The sequence below is a fragment of the Burkholderia sola genome, assembly GCF_905400185.1.
Classification (GTDB): domain Bacteria; phylum Pseudomonadota; class Gammaproteobacteria; order Burkholderiales; family Burkholderiaceae; genus Burkholderia; species Burkholderia sola.
Map to the genome: position 1 here is coordinate 242,837 of NZ_FR989676.1, position 24,366 is coordinate 267,202.

The 24,366-nt window shown below is 66.1% G+C and carries 11 protein-coding genes; 2 read left to right on the plus strand and 9 right to left on the minus strand.

The annotated features are described in order from the left end of the window. The first annotated feature begins 144 nt into the window (after positions 1 to 144). Together KR541_RS17575 and argG are read left to right on the plus strand one after the other, a co-directional pair. Positions 145 to 1,215: an FUSC family protein gene (locus tag KR541_RS17575; RefSeq protein ID WP_176015484.1), complete on the plus strand. Its 1,071-nt coding sequence runs from the start codon at positions 145 to 147 to the stop codon at positions 1,213 to 1,215. 317 nt (positions 1,216 to 1,532) lie between these two features. Next, positions 1,533 to 2,870, plus strand: coding sequence for an argininosuccinate synthase (gene argG, locus KR541_RS17580; RefSeq protein ID WP_050018060.1), 1,338 nt, complete (start codon positions 1,533 to 1,535; stop codon positions 2,868 to 2,870). Positions 2,871 to 3,003: 133 nt separating this feature from the next. Here argG and KR541_RS17585 read toward each other — a convergent pair whose 3' ends face one another. The 9 genes from KR541_RS17585 to KR541_RS17625 form a co-directional block, all read right to left on the minus strand. Then, a complete protein-coding gene (locus tag KR541_RS17585; protein ID WP_216089684.1) occupies positions 3,004 to 3,804 on the minus strand; it encodes a hypothetical protein in 801 nt (266 codons plus the stop codon). 90 nt (positions 3,805 to 3,894) lie between these two features. After that, a complete protein-coding gene (locus KR541_RS17590) occupies positions 3,895 to 4,827 on the minus strand; it encodes a hypothetical protein (RefSeq protein WP_235356324.1) in 933 nt (310 codons plus the stop codon). A 552-nt stretch (positions 4,828 to 5,379) separates the two neighbouring features. Next, on the minus strand, positions 5,380 to 6,630 hold the full coding sequence (locus KR541_RS17595; protein WP_204384099.1) for an IS256 family transposase: 1,251 nt from the start codon (positions 6,628 to 6,630) through the stop codon (positions 5,380 to 5,382). Between the two features lie 27 nt (positions 6,631 to 6,657). After that, entirely contained in the window at positions 6,658 to 7,125 is a 468-nt protein-coding gene (locus KR541_RS17600; RefSeq protein WP_235356339.1) for a VENN motif pre-toxin domain-containing protein, read from the minus strand. A 101-nt stretch (positions 7,126 to 7,226) separates the two neighbouring features. Next, the gene (locus KR541_RS17605; protein ID WP_124595223.1) at positions 7,227 to 7,490 is read right to left on the minus strand and encodes a hypothetical protein; all 264 of its coding nucleotides are present in this window, start codon (positions 7,488 to 7,490) and stop codon (positions 7,227 to 7,229) included. 254 nt (positions 7,491 to 7,744) lie between these two features. Further along, the gene (locus KR541_RS17610; RefSeq protein ID WP_252996699.1) at positions 7,745 to 19,159 is read right to left on the minus strand and encodes a two-partner secretion domain-containing protein; all 11,415 of its coding nucleotides are present in this window, start codon (positions 19,157 to 19,159) and stop codon (positions 7,745 to 7,747) included. A gap of 154 nt (positions 19,160 to 19,313) precedes the next feature. Beyond that, positions 19,314 to 20,234, minus strand: coding sequence for a peptidyl-prolyl cis-trans isomerase (locus KR541_RS17615; RefSeq protein ID WP_089489712.1), 921 nt, complete (start codon positions 20,232 to 20,234; stop codon positions 19,314 to 19,316). 11 nt (positions 20,235 to 20,245) lie between these two features. After that, complete coding sequence (locus tag KR541_RS17620) at positions 20,246 to 22,072, minus strand: ShlB/FhaC/HecB family hemolysin secretion/activation protein (RefSeq protein WP_124630814.1); 1,827 nt, start codon at positions 22,070 to 22,072, stop codon at positions 20,246 to 20,248. Next, positions 22,072 to 24,210: a filamentous hemagglutinin N-terminal domain-containing protein gene (locus KR541_RS17625; protein ID WP_252996663.1), complete on the minus strand. Its 2,139-nt coding sequence runs from the start codon at positions 24,208 to 24,210 to the stop codon at positions 22,072 to 22,074. Before KR541_RS17625 ends, KR541_RS17620 begins: the two co-directional genes overlap by 1 nt. Between the last annotated feature and the right edge of the window lie 156 nt (positions 24,211 to 24,366).

Genomic DNA, 24,366 nt, shown 5'->3' on the forward strand with positions numbered 1-24,366 from the left:
CGGCCGCCTGCCGCCCAGCCACGGCCCGGCGGCCTCGCCGTGGACAGCCCGCGCGCGTTCGGCTAGCGTTACGTCAGCTGCGCATGCGGCGCGGCGCCGGCCCGCGCACGCCGCCGTGCGCGTTCCCGCCACTCCCGCTCCGTCATGACCGCCCCGCTCCCGACCCGACTGCCGCCGCTCGTGCGCCACGCGCTCCGCCCGCTGCTCGACCCGTACCGCCGCTACCGGCACGCGAAGCTGATCCATGCGGCGCGCGTCGCGCTCGCGATTCTCGTGTCGATCGCGCTGTCCACGGGGCTGAACGTGCCGCATGGCGAATGGTCGACGATCACCGTGCTGATCGTCGTCGGCGGGCTGCAGCATCACGGCAACATCCGCAAGAAGGCGGCCGAGCGCGCGCTCGGCACGTCGATCGGCGCGCTGGCGGGGCTCGGGCTGATCCTCCTCTACTCGTTCCTGCACGCGCCGTTCGCGATCTACCTGCTGATGGCCGTCGGGTGCGGTATCTGCGCGTATCACGCGATCGGCAAGGCCGGCTACATCGCGCTGCTGTCGGCGATCACGATGGTGATCGTCGCCGGGCACGGCGACAACGAGATCGTCGACGGCCTGTGGCGCGCTGTGAACGTGCTGGTCGGCATCGTGATCGCGCTGGCGTTCTCGTTCGCGTTGCCGCTGTACGCGACCTATTCGTGGCGCTACAAGCTCGCCGACGCGCTGCGTGCGTGCGCGGCTGTGCATGCGCGGCTCGCGGGCGACCGCCACGTGAGCGACGATGCGCACCTGAAGGAAATGGCCGCGCTGAGCGCACTGCTCGTGCAGTTGCGTTCGCTGATGCCGTCGGTGTCGAAGGAATGCGAGACGTCGATGGCGCAGCTCGAGGCGATCCAGCGCAGCCTGCGCCTGTGCATCGGGTATCTGGAGATTCTGTCGAGCGCGCTGCCGGCCGCCGACGACGCGGCGGCCCGCGAATACGTGCGCGTCGAGATGAAGGGCGTGAACCGGCGCATCCGCGACACGCTGGTCGGCGCGAGCCGCGCGCTGAAGTTCGGCACGCCGAGCCGGCTCGCCCCGCGCCGCCGGCCGGTCGACCCGCCGCACGACGCGCCGCCGCCGCAGTTGTCCGGCTATGTGTCGATCACGGCCAAGCTGGCCGGCGAAGTCGACCAGTTGCGCGAGCGGCTGCTCGATACCGCGCAGGCGTGGAATATCTGAGGTTCCGGTTTCGTGCGCCAGTCTTTCATATGCCTTTCTGTGTGGAGGGGTGCGCACTGACGACGGCGACCCCTGCCTGACCGCCGATCCGGCCCTGAAATTCGGCCGCAGCCCGGCCCTTCAGCACGCGTTTCGGCAGCGATGCAACGCCGTCCAGCCTTGCGTTCTCCAGCCGGTTAACCGCCCGTCAGGCCCGCCGCGACAGGCGCGAGGCCGGTTCCGCAGCAAAATCAGCCCTTGCCCCAACTTCCCGGACAGCCGATACTCGCATATTCCGCGAAATACGATCCCACCGGCTTCAATCCACGGTAATTCCTATGAGCACGATTCTCGAAAGCCTCCCGACCGGCCAGAAGGTCGGTATCGCCTTCTCCGGCGGCCTGGACACCAGCGCCGCGCTGCACTGGATGAAACTGAAGGGCGCCGTCCCGTACGCATACACGGCGAACCTCGGCCAGCCCGACGAAGACGATTACGACGCGATCCCGAAACGCGCGATCGAATACGGCGCAGCCGGCGCCCGCCTGATCGACTGCCGCGCGCAGCTCGTCGCCGAAGGCATCGCGGCGCTGCAAAGCGGCGCGTTCCACATCACGACCGCCGGCGTCACGTACTTCAACACCACGCCGATCGGCCGCGCCGTGACGGGCACGATGCTCGTCGCCGCGATGAAGGAAGACGGCGTCAACATCTGGGGCGACGGCAGCACGTACAAGGGCAACGACATCGAGCGCTTCTACCGCTACGGCCTGCTCGTGAACCCGGATCTGAAGATCTACAAGCCGTGGCTCGACCAGACGTTCATCGACGAGCTCGGCGGCCGCGCCGAAATGTCCGAATTCATGAACCAGGCCGGCTTCGCGTACAAGATGTCGGCCGAGAAGGCGTATTCGACCGACTCGAACCTGCTCGGCGCGACGCACGAAGCGAAGGATCTGGAAAGCCTCGAAAGCGGCATCAAGATCGTGAACCCGATCATGGGCGTCGCGTTCTGGCGCGACGACGTGAAGATCGCCGCCGAAGAAGTGACGGTGCGCTTCGAAGCCGGCCAGCCGGTCGCGCTGAATGGCGTCGAGTTCAAGGATCAGGTCGAGCTGCTGCTGGAAGCGAACCGCATCGGCGGCCGCCACGGCCTGGGCATGAGCGACCAGATCGAGAACCGCATCATCGAGGCGAAGAGCCGCGGCATCTACGAAGCCCCGGGCCTCGCACTGCTGTACATCGCGTACGAGCGTCTCGTCACCGGCATCCACAACGAAGACACGATCGAGCAGTACCGCGAGAACGGCCGCCGCCTCGGCCGCCTGCTGTACCAGGGCCGCTGGTTCGACCCGCAGGCGATCATGCTGCGCGAAACCGCGCAACGCTGGGTCGCCCGCGCGATCACCGGCGAAGTGAAGATCGAACTGCGCCGCGGCAACGACTACTCGATTCTCAGCACGAAGTCGCCGAACCTCACGTATCAGCCGGAACGCCTGTCGATGGAGAAGGTGGCGTCGACGTTCTCGCCGCGCGATCGTATCGGCCAACTGACGATGCGCAATCTCGACATCACCGATACGCGCGACAAGCTGCGCGTGTATTCGCAAGTCGGGCTGCTGACGCCGGGTGAAGCGTCGGCGCTGCCGCAGATCAAGGGCGATAGCGACAAGTAAGCCCGTCGCTTTCGCGAGCGGCCGGGCGGTGTGACAACCGCCCGGCTGCATGCAGTCCTTCCCTTCCCGCTTTTTCTTCAAGCACTGCCGGATTCGCCACGCGTATCGCGACGGTCCTGCAGGCGCGTCAACGTTATTTCGATGCCGTGGCCGTCGCGGTGGCCGCGGTCGTCGTCAATGCCGTCGAAGCAGCAGCAGTGGCCGGCGCAGGCGTACGTGCCAGATCCCGACCGATCAGGTCCGCGACCAACTTCTCGCACGACTTGATCCCTTCCACCGACTTGTCGAAATTCTTCTCGAGATCGCTGAAGCTGCCGTACTTGTAGGCAAAATCGCTGTCGACGTGGACGCTGTTCGCCTTGATGTCGTAGCCGCACGCGAACGTCTTGTAATAGAGGTCCTGCTTCGTCTTCGCGTCGAGAATGCGCGCGCGGATGACGACCCACGGGACGTAGTCGAGCTGGTTGGGCGGCGAGATATAACCGAACGACGTGAACCACACGTTCATGATCGCGTCCGCGTCGGTCTGGATCGCCGAGTAGTCGTCCGACTTGCCGTCATCGGCGAGCTTCACTTTCTGGCCGTCCAGCTTCACGACCTGATAGCCGTTGCCGGTGAGGCGGCCCGCCACGCCTTCTGCAATGTCCGGCGCGAACACGATCTTGCCGGCCGCGACGTGATCCGTATAGGTGCTCGTATGGCTTGCGTTGACGGCGCCTTGCGCGAGCGCGCCGATCAGCCCGAACCCGCCCGCCGCGCCGCCGAAATTGACGACCGCGACACGCTTCGGCTCGATGACGTCGAGCATCGCGATCGAATGCAGGTTCTGACGCGCTTCGGGTTTCATGTCGGTATTCGGCACCGTGGCGCAGCCGGACAGCAGCGTCACGAGCAGGCCGCAACCGAACAGGGCGGCTTTGGATGAGTTCTTCATTGGATGCATGGCTTTCGTTGTTGACGGAACGTATTGATCGGGCCGTCGCACGCGGCGCGCCGACGCGCCGTGTGCGGTGCGACCATGCGTTTATTGTTTGATCACCTGACCGTATGCGATGAAGCTGTAATCAGCCGCGCGCAGCACGTAGAGGATCGAGCGCTTGAAGCCGTTGGTTCCCGTGATCGGCACGAACATGATCGCGGCGCTGCCCGACAGCGGAACGCCGGCCGGCAGCTTGCAGCCCGTCGATGCGGAGGCCGTCACCGTCATGTCGTACATGTTCTGGCTCGAGCCGGGCGTGGAAAGCAGCAGCGTGCCGCTCAGGTTGCAACCGCTCAGCGTGCCGGTCAGCGTACCGCCCGATGCAATCGCGAACGACGCGTTGGTCGTCGCCCAGGTGCCCACCACGCTGTCCTGCGTGACCGCAAGTGCGTTCGCGGCGTTGTAGGTCCACGTGAAATTCGACGCCGTACCGTTGCGGGTGATCGTGCCGGACAACGTCTGCTTCGGGCTGTATGCGCCCGAGCCCGAATCGATCTTCGTGACGATGCCGCTCGTTCCCGCGAAGTTGATACCCGGTGCGAGCGACCACGTCGAACCGTTGACGGTCAGGGTCGAGAAATCGTCGGACATCACGAACGATCCGAGCAGGTTGAGCGTGCTCAGGTTGTTGTGCGGGTCGACCAAGGCGATCGTCGAGTAGCCGAGGTTGCCGGACGCCGACCAGATCCCGACCGGGCCGGTTGCCGTTGCGGCCGTCGAACCGGTTTGCGGGGTCGTCAGGCTGGGCAGTGCCTCGCCGACCGTCACCGGCTGCGACGATGCGACGGGGGCGCTTGCGGGGGCTGCCGCGAGCGGTGTGGACGCGACGGCCGGTGCGCTGGCTGCGTTATTGGCGCCGCCGGTGTTGGCGGGCGTGCCGCTGCTTGCGTTCGACGAGCCGTCGCCGCCGCCGCAACCGGCGACGACGAATACCGAGATTGCGGCTGCCGCCAGCAGACAAAGGGAATGCTTGTTCAATTCAATCCTCGATTTTTTTGATGCGTTTTTTTTAGTGGTCTAGATTCGAATCGCGTTAGTTTTCTGGTGTTTTGTGGGGGCCTCCTCGAGCGATGTTGGATGCTTGGTGTGATGTGTTGGGGAAGCGCGATGAGAGGGGCGTCGGTTGCCGGATAGTCGGCACGGCGGGTACGAGCGTGGAGGTGTGGTCGTGCGGGAACGCGCACGCAGTGGTGAGAACCCCGTGCAGCAGTAGGCATGCTGCGGCAAGGCAAAAAGCGCAGCGCGCGCAGCCCCCGGTGCCTGCGCGCCCCATCGAATCGGTGCATCCCATCTTCTGATACTGCGCACGGCTTCGACGGCCGGGCGCCCCCTCGTTATCTGGTCGTGTGGTTTGGTTGTATGGCGCTGGTAATGCTTTTTTTGAGCTACCGAAGAAGGTAACGGCGGTGGGGGGGATTTCTTTAGGGGGCTTTGTCGAGGGGATTTTCTAGGGGCTTTGTTCCGGCGCTCCGTAAGCCCTCTCGCTCGGCGGGGGTGTCAGGATTTCCGTGTTCAAGGCGGGTTGAGTAATTACACGGAAGGCCGGACGAATCGATCTGCGTAAAGGATAGCGAATTGGTTCATGGCGGTCTTCCAGTCATGAGCTGCACTACCCCAATTCGCCGTGATGTTGCGCAGGGCCAGCCAGATGAGTTTGGTGGCTGCCTCGTCGGTCGGGAAGTGCCCGCGGGTCTTGATGATCTTGCGCAACTGCGAGTTGATATTTTCAATCGCGTTTGTCGTGTAGATGATCTTGCGCACGCCCGGCGGAAAGGCAAAGAACGGGATCACGCGATCCCAGGCGTTGCGCCACGCGCTACTGACGGTTGGGAATTTCTGACCCCACGGACCATCGGCAAACGCATCGAGTTCGGCCTGGGCCGCTTCCGCGCTGGGCGCGGCGTAGATCGGTTTGATCGCGGCGGCCAACCCTCGGCGGTCTTTCCAACTGGCGTAATCGAGGCTGTTGCGGATCAGATGGACGATACAAGTTTGCAGTGTGGTCGCCGGAAACACCACCGCCAAGGCCTCGGGCATACCCTTGAGACCATCGGTGACAGCGATCACGATGTCGTGAACGCCGCGCGTCTTCAGGTCATTGAACACCTTCATCCAGAACTTGGCCCCCTCGGTGTTCTCGATCCAGAGGCCCAGAATGTCACGGGTGCCGTCGGGCAGCACGCCCAGCGCCAGGTACACCGCCTTGTTGCGCACGACGGCGTCTTCGCGAATCTTGACCCGAAGGGCGTCGAAGAACACGACCGGATACATCGGCTCAAGCGGTCGGCCCTGCCAGGCAGTCACTTCGGCCATGACCTCGTCGGTCACGGAACTGATGAAGTCGGGCGAGACCTCCGTGCCGTATTGCTCCAGCAGGAAGCCCTGAATCTCGCGCACGGTCATGCCCCGGGCATACATGGCAACGATCTTGTCGTCGAAGCCGGTGAAGCGCCGTTCGTGCTTGGGTATCAGGATGGGTTCGAAGCTGCCGTCGCGGTCGCGAGGCACCTCGATGCGAATCGGGCCGTCTTCGGTCAGGACAGTCTTGGCACCTCGGCCGTTGCGCTGATTTGTGGCGTTGGCCGGCTTGGCCGCACCGGCAGGGTAGCCGAGATGATGACTCATCTCACCGCTCAGCGCTCGCTCGATCAGCGCCTTCTTGAGCGCCAGCGTCGCGGCATTGATGGCTTCGGCGGTCATCGGACCGTTGCCAAACTGCTCAAGCAGTTCGACCGGAATCGCCGGCAGATCCACCGGCTGGGCTTTCGATTTGCGAGGCATACACTCTCCTTGAGAGCATGTTATGCCTTAAACACGAAATTCCTGACAGGCCCCAAACCCACGCTTTAATTCAATCTGTCGATCGAGAAAATGCTTCACTTTCAACAGCATGTCATTTTTCGGCCCAACATGCTGCATCGCGTTGTTCCGCGCCTCGCTCTGTGCAGCCGTCGTCCCGGCCATCGCATTTCGTCCAGCAAGACGGGCAAGACCGCCACCAGCGAGTGTCGCCAGTGCGATGATTGCAGCGATCTGCCCTTGATTCAATGGCGCTCCGCTCGGATCAATGGCGTCAATCACTGCCGGCGACAGCACCGCGCTCGTCGCGCCCCCACTCGCCCCATTGGGGCCGAATTGTGCGCGAGCATGACGACGGACGAACCAGCGCGCCGAACCCGGCACCGCTTCCGCGCCGAACATGTCGTGGTGCACTTTGCACCGCACCGGAAAGCCTTGCCCCGCTTGGCTTTCCGGCCGGTCGACAGTTTCCGGCATCGCTCGTTACACTTTTTCGTGCACCGCCTCAAACCCAATACCAGCAAGGCTTGCAGCCCGAGCGGCACGGGTTTTGGTACGTGCGTCATGTCTGTGCCATTTCAAGGGGAGATTTCGATGACGATCCATAACGAGCAATTGACCAATTGAGCAATTCCACAGCCGCGCCAGCCAACCGGCAGCACGACCAACATCGCATCATTGCCGATGCGCGACTCCGGCGTGCGATCGACGGAATTCGGCAAATGCACTTCGACGAGGACGTGCGCCGCGAAGTAGCGAGGGGGATCTTCTAGCGGCCGCGCCTTTACGCTCGCCACGCCATAAAGCACAAACCCGGCACGTGGCCGGGTTCGTCTCAACACTGTGGATTTTCATTTACTCGGCTTCGTCGGCAAAGCCATCCCCATTTTTCTCGCCGCTTCTGACAGAAAGTCCGGATGTGCTACCTGCTGCTTATCGAGCACAAATTCCAACAGCTCGTACGCGACTCCGTACTCGCCGTGGTCCAGATACTCGGACACATCACCCCTGTCCCTGTCCGGTATTTTCGACGCGACTAGATCGAGTGCCCTCCGTAGCAAACTCTCAATCTCGTTAAAGTTCGGTCGCTCCACAGTCATTTCGGGTTCCTCGGAACGTTAGTCGGGTATGCGGTTACTATGCCGCCCCCCTTGCTTACAGGTTCAATCACGACGCGAATATCGATGCCATCGCGCGTGCCGTTCTTTACTATCCGCCCATTAGATTGAACCGTCTCCGCAATAGCCGGGTCAGTCGCAATGTCAGACACGTCATTCATGATTTGCGTAGGTGACCAACTCTGCGGAAATGCCGACTTGCCGGGAGCGCCGGGCCAGAGGTGCCCACCGCCAGTGGCATCGCCGTTCAATATATGGTTTGTACGATCAGGCGACGCCAAGTTTACACCGCCCGTGTTGCTGGGCATTCCCGCAGGCGGCGTTCCCTTCCCCGCCACAATAGTTTCACCGGCCTGTTCTTCATCAATCGGCCCGCCACCTTGCGGCAGAATCTGATGCGTGTACGTGTGCTCGTTCAGTTTTTGCCGATCTTCACCGCAGTGATGGCCATCCGCACATGTATTGTTCAGCGTCTCGTTCTGCGCCGCCGTCATCGCGGCCAACGCGTTCTGTCCCAGCAAGCCCGCCGCTGCGCCTCCGAGCAACGAGGTCGCCGTCACGATCGCCGCAAGCTGTCCCTGATCGGTGACGCCCTGTCCGCCCGTCGCGGCCGTGGCGATGCTATTCGCCGTCATCGCCGACACGGCCCCGCCAATCGCCCCGCTTGCACACCCCGTTCCCTTCGCCGCCGACAATGCGCATCCCAATCCGGCATGGGCCAATACGTATCCAGGACTCCCGGCTGCGAGCATTGACGTGTTGTCTGTGGAAGCAACACCGATCGCACCTGCGCCGACCATACCGAGATCGCTGATCATGCTGTTCGTAAGCGCACTGCCGAAGCTGCCTCCGGATACTGCCGTATTGATTGCGGCCGACACGACGCCGCGCTCAACAATCTTCTCCAACACCTGGCCGAGTTGCCCCATCGAAACCGCTCCACCGGTTCCGATTGTTCGACCGAGATCCTGCAAACCCTGAAGATTAGCAAGACCCGTCCCAGCCATGACGCCGGCCGTCAATGCGCCGAGCGCTCCCGCCTGGAGGATCCGCCCGAAGTTCAGCCCATCCCCCGAAAACGCTTGACTGGTAATGCTTCCAACCATGCCGCCAAGTGCGCCGATCATTACCGAACCGACCGACAGCTGCGTCATCACGACGCCCGCGGCGGCGGCGGCGGCGCCCGCCGTCATGATCGACGCTGCAATCGCGATGGCCGCGATGGCAAACGTCGGCAGCCCGCCGCCCTCCTGCACGAAGTCCGAATGCAGGTGATCACTGACTGACGTCTGCGTAAAGTTCACGCCGAGTTGCTGCTGCAGGTTTGCGAGTGCCTGCTGCGTACCTGCCTGATCGACCGTGCCGTCTGCATTCAACTTCTGCAGCGCTCCACCAATCTGGTTGAGCGTCTGCACGTTCAGGTCCATGTTCGCCGCACTCATGAACCCACCGGGCTGCACCACCGTCCCGGTCGTCTTCAGATACCCACCATCGACCTTCTGCCAGATCTCGCCGACATCAACCTGATTCGCCTGGTTCGTCAGCGTGTGCGTGTCGACGCTCAGCGTCCCCGACGCGGTGATGCTCCCCGTATTGAGAATGCTGCCGTTACCGTCCTGATTGAACTTGAGCGTGACATCCTGACCGGAGATGTTGCCGCCCGCCGACAGCGCCTGCGTGTCCTGCGGCAGATACACCTGCGGCATCAGCGCGGTAATCGTCGGGCACGTCGCCGCTCCCGTCGCATGACACGTCGGGTCCGGCACCGTCTGCTCGACGTACCACAGCATCGGCTTGTCGAGCGTGTTGATCTGCTCCTGCGTCAGCGCGGCGCCCAGTTGCAGGTCATGCGCCTTCGAGTAATCGATCGCGTTCTGGTACAGGTACATCTTTTCCTGCGCCGTCACCGACAGGTTTTTCTCGTTGTCGTACGTCAGCCCGTCGACGAAGCTCGACTTGCCGGTCTGCTTCAGCGCCGCCTGCTGCAACAGCAGGTCCTCTTCCTGCGGGTTGTAATAGAACAGCGTCGACGACGGCTGCAGCGCCGACGGCAGATTGTTCAGCAAGTCCTGCGGCCCGAGCGAGCCGAGCACGGAACCGCCGAGCGACGCGTCGACGTACGACGCAGCGCCCGCGACCGGTGTCGGCAGCTTGCCGGTACCGACGGCACGAGGCACCGACAGGTTCAGCCCCGGCAAGTCCACCGGGCTCAGCGAAATGACCTGCGACGGCGCATTGACACGCGGCGTGTAGGTGTTCGCGGTCGTGATGCCGTTGATGAGCTTCTGGCCCGTCAACGACACATACGTGCCGATCACGTTGCCGACGTTCTGGATCTGTCCGCTCGACGAGATCGACAGGTTCGGCGCCTGGATCGTCGCCGCGATGTTGCCGACCGGCGTCGGCGGATCGATGGTACCGCCCGTGCTCGTGTATGCGCTCCCGTACAGCGCCTTGCACTGCTCCGGCGTGCCGCACGCCCAGATGTCGTGACGCTTGTCGCTGCTGAACATGCCGGTTTCCTGCACCCAATGCGAGTGCCAGTAGGCATTCAGCACCTGCGCCTCGTTCACGACGGGGCCTGCGACGGCGATCGTCGCGTTGTTGCCGGCCGCGATCAGGCTGCCGATGTTCGTCAGGCTGCCCGCGTTGATCTGCAGGTTGTTGCCCGCGCTGATCACCGACGAGCTGCCCGACTGCTGGTCGACATAGCCCTCGCAGTAGCTTTCCTTGTAGCCGCCGGCTGTCATGCAGCCCGAATATTGCTCGTGCTTGCCGTAGTTCTCGTGTACCGGCACGGGTGGCGGCAGATTGTTGGTGATCGCGCCCGATACGTTGAGCTTGATGTCGTTGCCCGCGACGATGTTGCCGGACGTGTTGTTCAGGCTCTGTGCCGGCGTGGTCGATCCCGCGGTCGTGCCGACACCGCCGATGACGATGTCGTGGCCCGCGAGCAGGTTGCCGTACGTATTGTTGATCTGGCCGGCCGCGATCACGAGATCGTGGCCCGCATAGATCGTCGCGTCGTTCTGGCTGTAGCCGAACGTCGTCGTGGTCGGATTGTTGCCGCGCGGTTGGCCTGCGTTGCCGCAGGCGGAGTTCGGCACGCCGGATGCGCAGCCGACCTGGCTCGCGTAGTTCTGTTGGTTGCCGCCCTGGTTGGTGAGCGTGCCGGACGCAATGGCGACGTTGTTGCCGGCATACAGCAGACCCTCGTTGGTCAGATCGCCGCCGCCGACCGTCAGGTTGCTGCCCGCCGCGATCATGCCGGTCGGCGTCGTGAAGGTCACCGTGCCGGTAGTGGCAGGCGCAGCCGCGCCCTTGTTGATCTGGAACGCGGTCGGCAGATAAGACGGACCCACCTGGCAATAGTTGCCCCCGTCGCAATTGAACGCGCCGGTCGGGTTGCCCGTGCCCTGGACCCCGATCGTTCCGAGCGCCGCCAGCTGCGCCAGAAAATTCGCGTACTGGGCCTGATCGACATAGGTGGAGCTGTTGACCGTCATGGTCGGCGCAACCGCGCCGTTGCTCAGCGACTGGACGTTGAGCGCGATGTTGCCTTGCGCCGCGATCTGCCCGCCTTTATTCGACAAGGTGCCGGCTGTCAGCGAGATTGAGCCGCCGGCGGAAATCACACCCGATGTTCCGGCTTGCTGGTTCGTCGCCGTCTGATAGACCGTCGGCAATGTGAACGTCGCGGATTTGAGTGCGCCGGCCTCGGGCCCCGTTCCGACGAACCAGTAGTTCGAATACTGCGAAACGCCGTGGTCGTTGATACCGGTCAGGACGCTGTACTGATTGAACGTCACCGTGCCGGATGTCGCGACCGGGTTGGACGCCGACAACAACCCGCTGTTCGTGGTCGAGCCAGTCGGCGCCAGCAGGCCACCCAGCGTCGCGGGCGACGTCTCGTAAGCTGCGGATACCGTGTGCTCATGGCCAGAGGTCTTTTCGTAGCCGGCCGTCACCCAGCCCACCGCCCCTGACATCAGGAGCGCCGGGTCGCTGACCTGCGTGGTCGTCGTGACGGCCCCCTGCGGCGCAGTCTGATCGTTGATCACCTGCGCCGCGGAGATGCCAATGTTCCGGCCGGCGAATATCGAGCCGCCCGTATTGAGCAGCGAACCGCCGAGATTGAAATTCGCGTCCCCCTTCGACTGCGTCGTCGCACCCTGGTTGTCATAATTCCCGCCGTTCACGGTCAGCACACTGCCCGCCTCGACCGTCCCGCGGTTCGTCGTATCTCCGTTCAGCGTCAACGCGTTATCCGCATGCATCACCGCCCCGGCCGCATTATTCAGCGTGCCGTTGAACGTCACATCCGCCCCGGTGACCTGCCCGTGATTCTCGAAGCTGCCGCCTGCCGTCAGCGTCAACGGCGACGTCCCGGTGATCGTGCCGTTGTTCGTGATCCCGTTCAGCCCCGTCAGCGAAACGCTCTGCCCGCCGTAATTCCACGTGCCGCCGACATTCACGTACCCGGCCGTGATCGACAGATTGCCGCCCTGGCTGATCGTCCCCTGCGACGGATCGAACGCCATGTTGACCGCACTGATCCCCATGTTCCGTTGCGCGAGCAACTGTCCGCTCGCGTTGTAGAACGCGCCGTTGCCGCCATTGATCGTCAGCGATACGTCGCCGGTGGCACCGGTCGCGGCCTGCGGATTGCCGGCAAAAACGATCCCGTTCTGGTTGTTCAGCGTCCCGGTATTGACGTTGAGCGCGTTCACCGCCATCAGCGAGCCGCCCACGTTCGTCAGCGCGCCCCCGACGGTGACGTTGGTCGTCGTCCCGTTCACCAGCCCAGCGTTCGCGAAGCTCGATGCATTGATCGTCGTCGTGCCGATCGACGCGAGCGACGCGCCAGCCGCATTCGTCAGGTTCGGCGCCGACACGTTGAGCGATCCGGCCAGCACGTTCGCGGCGTTATACAGCCCGTTCTGCGAAGCCAGCGTCGCGTTGCCGACGACGTTCACCGCCTTGCCGCCCGCCAGCGTGAGCTGGTTCGACGCCTGCGCGGTAAGCGCGCCGCCGACCGTTGCATTGCCGAGCGTCACGTTCGAGCCGTTCACCTGCAGGTTCTGCGACGCGACGAGCGATGCATTGCCGGCATCGACCGTTCCCTGCGCGGAAACGGTCACGTTCTTCGACCCGACGGCCGAACCGCTCAGCGTGACGTTGCCGCCCGACACACCCAGTTGCCCGGCCACGATGCTGTTGCCGGTCAACGCGACGGTTTGCCCGGCATGCACCGTCGCGTCGCTGTTGGCCGACACGCCCGCGACCGACACGTTGCCGCCGATGCCATTGACGTCGACCGTCCCCATCGAACCCACACCGCCCGTGAGCGACACGTTGTGCGCGGCCTGAACCGCGACATTGCCGCCCGACTGCAACAAGCCACCGAACGACACGCTGCCGGCTGTCGACTTCGCCGACACGTCGCCGACCGCGGTGGTCGCACCGAGCGACATGTCGCCGCCGGACACCGCCGTCAGCTTGCCGGCACCCTGAATCGCGCCGAGCGTGATGCTGTTTCCGGCATTGACGGCGATGTCCTTGCCGTACGTCAGTGCCGCGCCGCCGCCGAGCGCACCGCCCGCGTTGATACTGGCGGCCCCGAGACCGAACAGCGCGCCGCCGAGCGTCATCGCACCACCCGACGTCAACGTCGTATCGCCGTTCACGAGCCCGCCGGAAAGCAGCGCGAGTCCGCCGCCAGCATTGGCCCGCAAACTCCCGGTCGACACGACCGCGCCGCCGACGCCGAGATTGCCCGCCGTCGCAGTCAGCGTCGCGTCGCCGGTCGCATTGATCGCGCCCGCGACACCGAGGCTGCGTCCGGCCGTCACGTTCAGCGCACCGCCGCTGGACGCCGCACCGATACCCGCATCGCGCGCGGCCGCGATCGTCGTCGCGTTGCCCGACGTCACCGCGCCGTTCACCATCACGTCGCCGGCGCCGTTGTGGCCCTGCGCCCGCAATCCGATCGCGCCGCCCGCCTGCACCGAGCCGGCCGACAAATCGTTGCCGGCGGTCATCGCGAGATCGCCGTTGGTCGCGACGTTGCCTGTCACCGCGATATTGCCGCCCGCGGTGACGCTCGCCTGGTGCGCGAACGCGATCGCGTCGGCCGTCACCGAGCCACCCGCCGTCAACGTGCCGTTTTGCTGTGCGCCGACGCCTGCGAGCGTCATGTCGCGGCCCGCGTTCAGCGAAGCATTGCCGCCCGCGACACTCTGCCCCGTCACAGCGATGTCCTGTGCGGCGCCGACGTTCAGGTTGCCCTGCGTCGTCAGGCTCGTCGCACTTGCGTTGCCGCCCGAAGCGGTTACGGCGAGATCGCCCGCCGAATTGACCGCCGACAGCGCGACACTGCGCGCCGCATTGATCGTCGTCGTGCCGCCGGTATTGATTGCGCCCGCAACGGAAACGTCTCGTGCGGCTTGCAGTTGCATCGCGCCGAATGCGGTGGCCGCTCCGCCGAGCGTCACATCGCCGCCGCCGGCACCGCCCTTCGCCGTGACGTCGAGATTGCCGTTGACGGCCTGAACCGTGCCGAGCCCCGCATTGTTGCCGCCCGTCACGTTGACGGCCGCAGCTTGCAGCGCACCCGTCAGCGCGACGTCGTGCGCGGCATCGAGCGTCGCCGCCTGGGCGAATGCCGCGGAGCCCGCACCGTTGATGTCGCGGCCCGCGCTCAGCGTGCCGTCGCGTTGACCCGCCAGTGTCCCCGTCAACGCGATATCGCGGCCGGCCTGCACGTTCGTCGACTTCGCCACCGCAATCTGGCCGCCGAGTTGCGTATCGAGCCCGGACAGGCTGCTGAACGCACCCGCGGTCGTGGTCGCCCCCGTGAGCATGACGCTACCGTTCGTGGCGGTTGCCTTCAGATCGCCGTTCGACTCCACGCCGCCGTTGACCGTCACGTTACGTTGCGCGGTCAATGCGAGCGCATCGCCGCTGCCGAGTGTGCCGCCGATCGACACATCCCGCGCCCCCGTCACGTTCGCCGCCCCCTGTGCGGACGCCGCACCCGTGATGCCCGCATCGCCTTCGCCGGCGTTGCCGTTCGCCGTCAGCGTCAACGTGGTCGACGACGACGCATCGTGCAACGTCGCGTTGTTCCCGCCCGTCACCGCGATCGCGGCCGCCTGCATGCCGCCGGTCAGCGCGACGTCATGCTGCGCCGCATAGTTCGCGGTCGCGGCAAACGCCTGCTTGCCGCCGCCGTTGATGTCGCGCGCGGCCGTCACCGTGCCGTTCGCCTGTCCGACCATCGTGCCGTTCAGCGTGGCATCGCGGCCGGCCGTCAGCGTCGCGTCGCCGATCGCGCTGGTGCTCGCGCCGAGCGACAGGTCGAGGCCGGTCGCGATGGCGAGCTTGCCGCCGCTGTTGATGCCGCCGGTCGCGTTGAGGCTGCCTTGCCGCGCGGCCAGCGCCGTATCGCCGACCGACTCGATCGCGCCGCTCACGGCGATGTCCCGCTGAGCGGTCACGCCGACCGTCGAACCGCTCGCAACCTTGCCGCCGATCGCAACGTCGTTCTGCGCGAATGCCGTGATCGCGCCCGCGGCGGCGACCGAACCGTCGATGCGCAGATCGCCCGCACCCGTTGCGGTGTTCGTACCGTTCGCGCGCAGCGCGATCGTGCCGGTCGACTCGACGTTGTTCACGGCCGCATTGCCGGCCGCCGTCACGCTGACCGACTGCCCCTGGATCAGCCCTCGCTGCGCGACATCGCGCCCGGCTTCGAGCGTCGCCTGCTGACCGAACGTCAACGTGCCTGCGCCGACGATGTCGCGCGCCGCATTGACGATGCCTTGTCCCTGCCCGGCCAACGACCCGCTCACGTTGACGTCGCGTCCGGCCGCGAGCGTCGTGTCGTGCGACACGGTCGTGTTGCCGCCAAGATTGATGTCGCTGCCTGCCTGCGCGTCGAACGCACCATTGCTCGCGATCGCACCGGTCGATCCGATACTGCCGGTCGCCCGCAGCGACGTGTTGCCGGCCGACTGCAACGAACCGCTGATGCCGATATCGCGCGCGGCGGCCAGCACTACGTCCGCGCCGCCCGTCACCGCACCGGTCACGCTCAGGTCGTTCGCCGCGCCGAGCGCGAGCGTCGACGCAGCCTGCACGTCGTGCAGCGTGGCCGAGCCGCCGGCCGTCGTCCGCACGTTGCCGCCGCGCAGCGAGCCGGTGAGAGTCGTATCGCCGCCGGAACCGACATTCGCCGCGAGCCCGAACGCAACGGCGGCCGCACCGTCGATCACGCCGCCGGCGTTCAGCGTGCCGTTGCCCTGCGCGACGACGGAGCCGTTCATCGTCAGGTCGCGTCCCGCGTTAACGGTGAGGTCGCCGAGCGACGACGTCGAGTGCGTGCCCAGATCCACCGACTGCGCGGCGTTCACCGACAGATTGCCGCCCGACTGGATATTGCCGGTGCTCGTCAGCGAACCGGCCGCATTCGTCAGCGCGACGTCGCCGTTCGACTGGACCGTCCCGCCGATCGACGTATTGCGGCCGCCGCCGATGACCAGGCCGCTTGCCGTGCGCAGCGTGCCATTGACGATCACGTCGCGCGCCGCGTCGATCGTCCCGTTCGTCAGCGAGTTCACGTTGCCGCCGATCGAAACGTCGCCCGTGCGCGTCGCAAGCCGAAGCCCCGCGTTGGCCTGCACGTCGTTCAGCGCGATCGAACCGGCTGCCGTCATCGAGACGGCGCGCCCCTGGAACGCACCGGTCACGCCGATATCGCGCCCCGCGCTCAACGTCGTGTCCTGCGCGAAGCCGCTGGTGCCGCCGGCGACGATGTCGCGCGCGGCCGTGAGCGTCGCGACACCCTGCCCGGCCAACGCGCCGCCGATCACGAGATCCCGACCGGCCGTGGCGGTCACGTCGCCCGTTACGGTCGTCGCGCCGGTCAGCGAGACATCCTGCGCGCCCTGCACCGTCAGCGCACCCGCGCCGTTCAACGTGCCGGCCGACGCGACGCTGCCGCTGGCCGCCGTGATCGCGAGATCGCCGACGGCCTGCACGGTGCCACTGCCGCCGACGATCACGTTGCGCTGCGCGGCAAGCGCGACCTGCGCGCCACCGGCCAGCGTGCCGTTCACGACGACGTCGCGTGACGCGCGCACGTCGGCGGCGCCGAGTGCCGCCGCGTTGCCGTTGAATACGACGTCGCCGCCGCCGGCGTTACCGTTTGCCGTCACACCGAATGCGCCGCCCGCCTGGACCGTCGCGAGATTCGCGCTGTTGCCCGCGCCGACCTGCAGGCCATTGGCGAGCAGCTTGCCGGTCAGCGCGACGTCATGCGCGGCATTCAACGCGCCGTTCTGGCCGAATGCGATCGAACCGCTTCCGGTGATGTCGTTGCGTGCGCTCAGTAACCCGTTGCGCTGGACGATCACGACACCGGACGTATCGACGTTGTGCCCCGCGTCCACGCGCGCGTCGGTCCCGACCATCAGCGAGCCGCCGAGCGACGCGTCGCGCGCGATATCGGCGGCGAACGTCGTTCCGCTCGCGAGCGACCCGCTCACGCTCAGGTCGCGCCCCGCCTGCACGCTGACCGCGTTCTGCGCGGTCGCCTGCGACGCGACGACGGTGTCCTGTCCGGCCGTCAGCGCAAGATCGCCACCGCTCTTCACCGTCGCATGCGTGACGACGTTGCCCTGCGTCGCCGTCAACGCCAGCGCGCCGGAGGTCTGCAGCGCCGCGTTGACCGTCGCATCGCGTTGCGCGGTCGCGCGCAGCGTGTCGCTATTGGTCTGCCCGTTCACGTTGACGTCGCGGGCCGCCTGCACGGTCGTCGCGCCGGTCACGACCGACGTGCCGTTCAGGTTCACGTCGCCCGTGCCGTCGGCGCCGCGCGCGGTAACCGACAATGCCCCGCCGCCCTGTACGTCGCCGAGCGTGACGTTCGTGCCGCCCGCGACCGTCATGTCGCCGTGCGCCTGTGCATTCGCGACGTTCACGTTGCCGCCTGCCGCCACGGCGAGCTTGCCGCCGGACTGGATCGAGCCGGTCGACGTCACGTCGCCATTCGCGTCGATCGCGTAACCGCCGACCCCGATGTGCGTACCGGTCATCGACACGTTGCCGGCGCTATGAACCGCCGCCTGCTGCTGCGCGGCCGAGCCTGCGACCGATACGTCGCCGTTCGCCGACAGCAGCAAGTCGCCTGCGTTCGCGGCGAGCTGCGCGTCGGATCGCACCCCCATCCCCGCCGCGGTGCTGACCACCTGGATCTGCCCGGCCGTCATCGCGCCGAACGCGGTCGCGTCGATCGCGAGCGAACGATTCGCGCCGCCGTTCGCGGCATTGATCGCCGCGGCGGAGTTGTCCGAGCCGTTCGACGCGGTGCCGTACGTGGTGCCGTAGGTATCGACGGCGGCCGGCGTCACGAACTGACGCCCGGCGATCACGTTGATGCGCGTGCCGGCATAGAGCGGCGCGTTGATGCCGATCGTCTCGCCGATCAGGTCGATCGTGCCCACGGTCCCCTCGATCCCCGCGCCGGGCCCGTTGACGCCGGCATTGCCTTCGATCTGCAGGTGACCGCCGGTCACGTTGTAGCCGAGCGCCTTCGCGTTCGCGAAGTCGGTCGCGCTGCCGCCCACGCCACTGAGGAACTGCGGCGCGCCGGTCGACAACGTCACGCCGATCGTGTTGGTGAAGCCGGTGCCGCGTGTCGTGATCCCGTTCGGATTCGCGATCACGACGGCCGCGGGTGCGCCGAATACTTCGAGCGGACCGTTCAGCAAGCTCGCGTAGGCATTGCCGGTCGACGTGACCTGGTTGACGATCACGCTCGCCGTGCGGCCGTTCAGGTTCGGGTTGGCCTGCACGTTGCCGCCCGTCAGCGACGTGCCCGACATCAGGCTGTTGTTCAGAATCAGCCCGACCGGATCGATGTTGAATTGCTGATACTGGTTCAGCGAAATACCGGCCGCGTTCGGCGCGGTGATATTGACGACCGGCACGCCGCCGCCTGCGCCGGTCGACTGCGTGATGGCAGGCTGAAACGAGATCGGCGCCGTGGGATCGACGATGGGCGCGGCAGCCGCGAGCTGCATCGAGAATCGGACGCGCAGCGACGCGAGATCGAGCAGCCGCTGCCATGCGTCGTCGTCGATTCGACGATTGCCCGCGCCGAGCACGCCGGCTGCATCGCGGCCCTGCTCGACGGTGACCGTGATCGGTCCGATGAACATCGCCAGCGCGAGAAGCGCGCTCGTCGCACGCTGCCACCAGCGATACGATCCCGCGACCTGCTCGACCGCGAAGAACCGCGGCGCACTTGCCGCCGACCGCGCACGTGCACCGATTCGCGCCGCACCGGCGGCGGCAAGCTGCTGCAAGGTCTTACGCTTGGACGTGTTCATCTTCTGTTGTTCGCTTCGTTTCATGGCCCCGCGCCGTACGCCATCGGCCGGCGGACCGTGGCGCCGAGCGATGCCGGGTTTCCCCGCCCGGCATCGCCTGCGTGTTCGCCGGGCGGCTGCCCGACGCTGCTACTGGCGGCTTGCTGCTTGCCGCCTACTGCTGGATCCGCGCGTTGCGGATCAGATCCGCCACGACCTGCGCGGTCGCCTTCTCTATCGCGACCTGCTCGAGTTGTTGCCGCAGCGTGTCTTTCGCCTGGTCGAACGGCGGCACCTGCGTCGGGCGCTTGTCGTCGGCACGCACGATCCAGTACGTATCGCCGACCTGCACGGGCTCGCGCGTCAGTCCGCCCTGCGGAAGCTTCACGAGCGCTTCGGCGAGCGGTTGCGGCCAGTTCTGCGTGTGGCCTGCTTCGATCGGCGTCTTGAACGAGATCCAGTTCAGCGCGCCGCCTTGCGCCGCGGCCGGCCCCTTGCTGAACTGCCGCGCGAGCCCGCCGAAGTCCTCGCCTTTCTTGAGCCGCGAGAGGATCTGCTTCGCGGTGTCCGCATCGTTGACCGCGATCACGCTCGGCTTGTATTCGTTCTCGCCGAGCGTTGCGACAACCGCGTCGTAGCGCGCCTTGACGTCCGCATCCGTGACGGGCGCCGGCTTGACCTGATCGCGCAGGTACGCCTGCGTCATCGCGAGCGCCTTCGCCTGCTCGACGGCGGCAACGACCTGCGGCTTCGTGTCGTAGTGCTGCTTGAGCGCCGCCTGTCGAAACAGCTCACGCGCGATCAGCTGGTTCTTCAGCGCCGCACGCAGCGCCGGCGTATCGGGCGCCTTCGACGCACGCACGGCTTCGTCGACCTGCGCTTGCAGGATCGGCACGCCGTTCACGCTCGCGATCGCATCGGCCGGCATCGCGGCGGTTGCATCGGCCGGTTTCTTCGCCGCCTTGGGAACCGCGTACGCGTGCGGGACGACAGCGCCGCACAGCATCGCCGCGACGAGCGCGACGCCGATCTTGCGAATCCGCGCCGACAGGTTGGGTTGCATCGCGATCTCGCGACCGTTCGACAGGCGATCCATGAAGTTCTCCATCAGTCCGTCCAGTTGAGTGTTGCCAGCAACACGCTGGCCTTCTTGCCGAGTGCGGCCGGTTGCACGAGCGCCTGCCCGACCAGCACTTCGGTCGACAGCGTCCCGCCTTTCAAACGCCATTGCGCACGCGTGCCGACACCCGTGCCGACGAGCGACGGCCAGCCGCCCTGCGCGTTCAGGTGCGTCTTGCCGCCGTCCAGAAACACGTACGGTTCGATGCGCGCGTCGTGCCATGCCGGCACGTTCTGCCAGGCCAGCTCGTTGCGCACGAATGCGCCGCTGTCGCCCGCGATCCCGCCTTCGGTAAACCCGCGGACCGAACCCATGCCGCCCAGAAAGATCTGCTCGTTGCCGAACAGCGCGACGCGGCTGTACTGCGCGCGAAGCGTGCCGCGATACGCCCAGATGGAACCGGCGAAATCGCCGAGCGTGAACTGCAGCGTGCCGGTGGCATCGAGCTTCGTGAACTGGCTGTGTGCGTCGTCGATACCGATGTCCGACGCATCGTGGTTGGCTGCCAGCCAGGGCAAACCCTGCGACACGCCGACATCCCAGGTCGCGGCTGCGCCCTGATCGCGCATGACGAAGCGGGACAGCCCGTTCAGCGCGACACGCAACACCGTCAGGTTCTGCGGCGACAACGGAATGCCGTTGAGATCGCGCTCGGTGCGCAGCTTGTTGAGCGTCACGTCGACGCTCATGCGCCCGCGCGGCGAACGCATCAGCACGTCGTTCCAGCCGAGCATCTGGCTGAACGTGCGCCCCGCGAGCAGCGCGACGTCGCCAATCGCCTGCTGGTACTCGGACATCGACGCCGTGTAGCTGAAAGTCTGATAGCCGTACGGCACCGCCGCCGACAACACGACCGCGTTCGTGTCGGTCGTCCCGACGTAGCTGAACGACAGCGATTCCTGCAGTCCGATCACGTTGTCGGCTTCGACACCGGCGCGATAGCGTGTCTTGCCGGTCTGCGAGCTGCCGTAGTTGTCGATGCCGAAATCGTAATGAAGACGGTCGCCGTAGCGGTTCGAGATCGCGACGATCGAATCGCCCGGCGCTTCGCCGGGGAGAATGCGGATTTCGGCCTGATTGCGCCGCAACCGGTTGATCTGATCGACGCCCTGCTCCAGATCGGGCAGACGCAGCACGTCGCCCGGCGTGCTCGCGAACGCCCATGCGGTGCCGGCTTCGGTCAGCCACCCGCCGCCGCGCACTTCGTACCACTTCTCGTCGGGATCGCGCGGTCTCAGCGGCTTGCCGTTCAGCGTCAACGCGGCCACGCGGCCGGGAACGAGATTGATCTTCAGCGTGCCGGACGCGAGATTCTGCGGCCCGAGGTACGCACGCGTCGTGATGTAGCCGCGCGAGATGAACGCTTCCGTCAGCCGGCGCAGCAGCAGGTTGATCCGGTTGCGCCCGAGTTGCTTGCCGATGAACGGCGCCGCGATACGGTCCAGTTCGCGCTGCCCGAGGATCGCGTCGCCGGTGAATTCGACCCGCTCGATCAGGAACGTCGGCGCGACGTCCGGCAGCGTGTCGACGTCGGCGCCCGGCGGCAGGTCCGGCATCGTCGGCTGCTCGGGCACCGCGATCTGCGCCGGCGGCTGCGCGATCTCGTCGCGGCGCTGCCGGTCGCGCTGCTCCTGCAGCAGACGCTGCGCGGGATCCTGTTCCGCACGCGGCACCGCGAGCCCGGCCGGCAGCGCGCCGAGGCCTGGAAGCGCGCCGGCCGGCGGCCCGCCCGCGAGCTGTGCATGCGCGCACGGCGACATTGCGCCGATCGTCAATGCGAGCGCGGCGGCGATGCGGTGATCCTTGTGCGACATCACAGGCCGAACCACGACACGAGACCCATGTGATTGCGGTTGCCGATCGTCACGAGATCGCGATGAGGCGGCCGGATCGTCACGACGCCGCCCGCGGCGAGCACACCTTCGGGCGCGCTGTACGCGCCGCCTTCGATGTCGGCCTCGCCGGTCAGGCGCACCTTGCCGGTTCCGCCGGTAAACACGCCACCGGTGTCGGCCGCATAGATCGCCGCCCAACGATTGCCGAACCACGCTTTCAGGTCGTGGTCGCGGTTGATCACCGTGTAGCCCGGCACGCCCTGCGCGAGCGTCTTCGGCGCGTCGAGCGTCAATGCGCCGAGCGCGAGCACGGTTCCGCCCGTGTTCGTGATCTGCGTACCGGCTTTCAGCTGGATGTCGGCGTTGGCCTCGATCACGCCGCCGAACGCCTGCACGTTCGACGACGCGCTCGCGCGGCAGAACACGAAACACGAGCGCCGATACGCTGCCTGCCCGGTGAAAACGGCCTGCGTGAGGATGTTTTCGCGCGCGGCGATGTCGATCGCGCCGCCATTCGACAGGATCGATCCGCCGATATTCGTCACGTTCGCGGCACGCACGGTCACGTTGCCCGCATCGGCCGTGATGTACGCGAGTTTCGATGCGTCGGCCAGCGCGCCATAGTCGACGGTGAAGCCGTCGCTACGATGCTTGAAGAACAGGAAGCGGCCGCCCTGCTCGGAGAAGCCGACCACCGCACCGTTCTGCACGCCGGTGCTGTGGTCGACGATGTTCTGCAGATCTCCGCCCGCGTCGATCGACACGCTCTGGTTCGACAGGATCCGTGCATTCCGGTTGACGATATCGGTGCCCGCGGTCAGCGACACATCGCCCTTCACGCCGAACAGGATGCCGATCCCCGTTTGCGGCAGCGACTGGTTCAGGATGCGGCCCGCCGCGTTCAGCGTTACCGCGCCCGCAGAATCCGGATCCGCGTCGATCGCGGTCTGCCCTTGTACCAGTGAGCCGACGTTCTCGATGTCCGCCGCGCTCTTGAGCACCACGCCGCTTTGCGACGATGCCACGGTGGCGCCCTTCATCGCGTCGTCGGGATTCAGCGCGATGCCCGCGCCATTCAGCTTGACGCTGCCCGACGCCATCAGGCTGCTGCCCGTCAACGCGATCGCATCGGCTGCCGACACGTTCGCGTGGCCGCCGCGCGACTTCAGGTCGGTGTCGGTCAGCGTCATGCCGCCTTGCACGGTGACGTCGAGGTCTCGCGCGACGTCGATCTTCGTATTGGACATCTCGACGTTGCCGTTCGACGTCAACGTGAAATCCCCGAGCGACGCATTCATCGCGCCGGCGCTGCGCACGCCGGGGCCGCGGTCCGTGACGATCAACTGCACGCGCCCGCTCGTCACGCTGCCTGCGGCGGTGATGTCGATCGCGTAGGACGATGCGGTGTCCGGCTGGGTCGTCGCGGTACGCGAGAGCCAGTCGTTGGCGTTGTCGTTCGGCGACAGCCCCGTGTTCAGTTCGACACGGCTGCGTCCGGCCAGCAGGCGCACGCCGGCCGTCGCCGACGAAAACGCGTTGTCGATCGCGCCGTCGACGACGATGTTCTTCGCGATCAGATCCAGCCCGATCAACGCGCCGGCCAGGCCGCCCGGACCGACGACGATCGTGCCGGTCGACGTATCGAGCACGATGTTGCGCTGGATCACGCCGGGGGCGATCTGCAGGTCGTTGAAGTTCACGGTGCCGGTCGACAGCGCGACGTGCCCGGTATTGACGAACGATCCGCCGTTGACGGTGATGCCATTCGGGTTCGCAAGCACGACGTTCGCGCGCGGCCCCGCCACGGCGATCTCGCCTTCGATCAGGCTGCGGTTCGTGCTCGTCACCTGGTTGACGATCGTGCGCGCGTTGATGCCGGCGTTGTTCAGCGTCGCGCCGGCCGTCGTCACGTTGAACGACGAATACGTGTTGCTCGATACGCCGGCGACTGCAGGCGCAAGATTGACGAGCTGCCGGCCATTCGGCCCGATCGACACGCTCGTGGGCGTGCCGCCGTCCGCGACGATCCCCGCGGCGGCGGCGCAATGCGGCAGCAGTCCCGTTACGGCAAGGCAAAGGCACAGCGCGCGCCAGCCCCCGCTGCCTGCGCGCCCCATTGAATCGGTGCATCCCATTCTGATCCCGCGCACGGCTTCGCTGGCCGTGCGCCCTCGGTTTTTTGGTCGTGTGGTCGTACTGCTTTCGTCATACTTTTTTGAGATACCGAGGAAGAGTAACGGCGGGGCGACGCCTTTCTTTAGGGTGCTTTATCG

Coding starts and splice junctions, on each gene's coding strand:
- KR541_RS17615 (WP_089489712.1), bottom strand. CDS start 20,234: ATGGATCGCCTGTCGAACGGTCGCGAGATCGCGATGCAACCCAACCTG.
- KR541_RS17620 (WP_124630814.1), bottom strand. CDS start 22,072: ATGTCGCACAAGGATCACCGCATCGCCGCCGCGCTCGCATTGACGATC.
- KR541_RS17600 (WP_235356339.1), bottom strand. CDS start 7,125: ATGCCGGAAACTGTCGACCGGCCGGAAAGCCAAGCGGGGCAAGGCTTT.
- KR541_RS17585 (WP_216089684.1), bottom strand. CDS start 3,804: ATGAAGAACTCATCCAAAGCCGCCCTGTTCGGTTGCGGCCTGCTCGTG.
- KR541_RS17625 (WP_252996663.1), bottom strand. CDS start 24,210: ATGGGGCGCGCAGGCAGCGGGGGCTGGCGCGCGCTGTGCCTTTGCCTT.
- KR541_RS17595 (WP_204384099.1), bottom strand. CDS start 6,630: ATGCCTCGCAAATCGAAAGCCCAGCCGGTGGATCTGCCGGCGATTCCG.
- argG (WP_050018060.1), top strand. CDS start 1,533: ATGAGCACGATTCTCGAAAGCCTCCCGACCGGCCAGAAGGTCGGTATC.
- KR541_RS17610 (WP_252996699.1), bottom strand. CDS start 19,159: ATGAACACGTCCAAGCGTAAGACCTTGCAGCAGCTTGCCGCCGCCGGT.
- KR541_RS17575 (WP_176015484.1), top strand. CDS start 145: ATGACCGCCCCGCTCCCGACCCGACTGCCGCCGCTCGTGCGCCACGCG.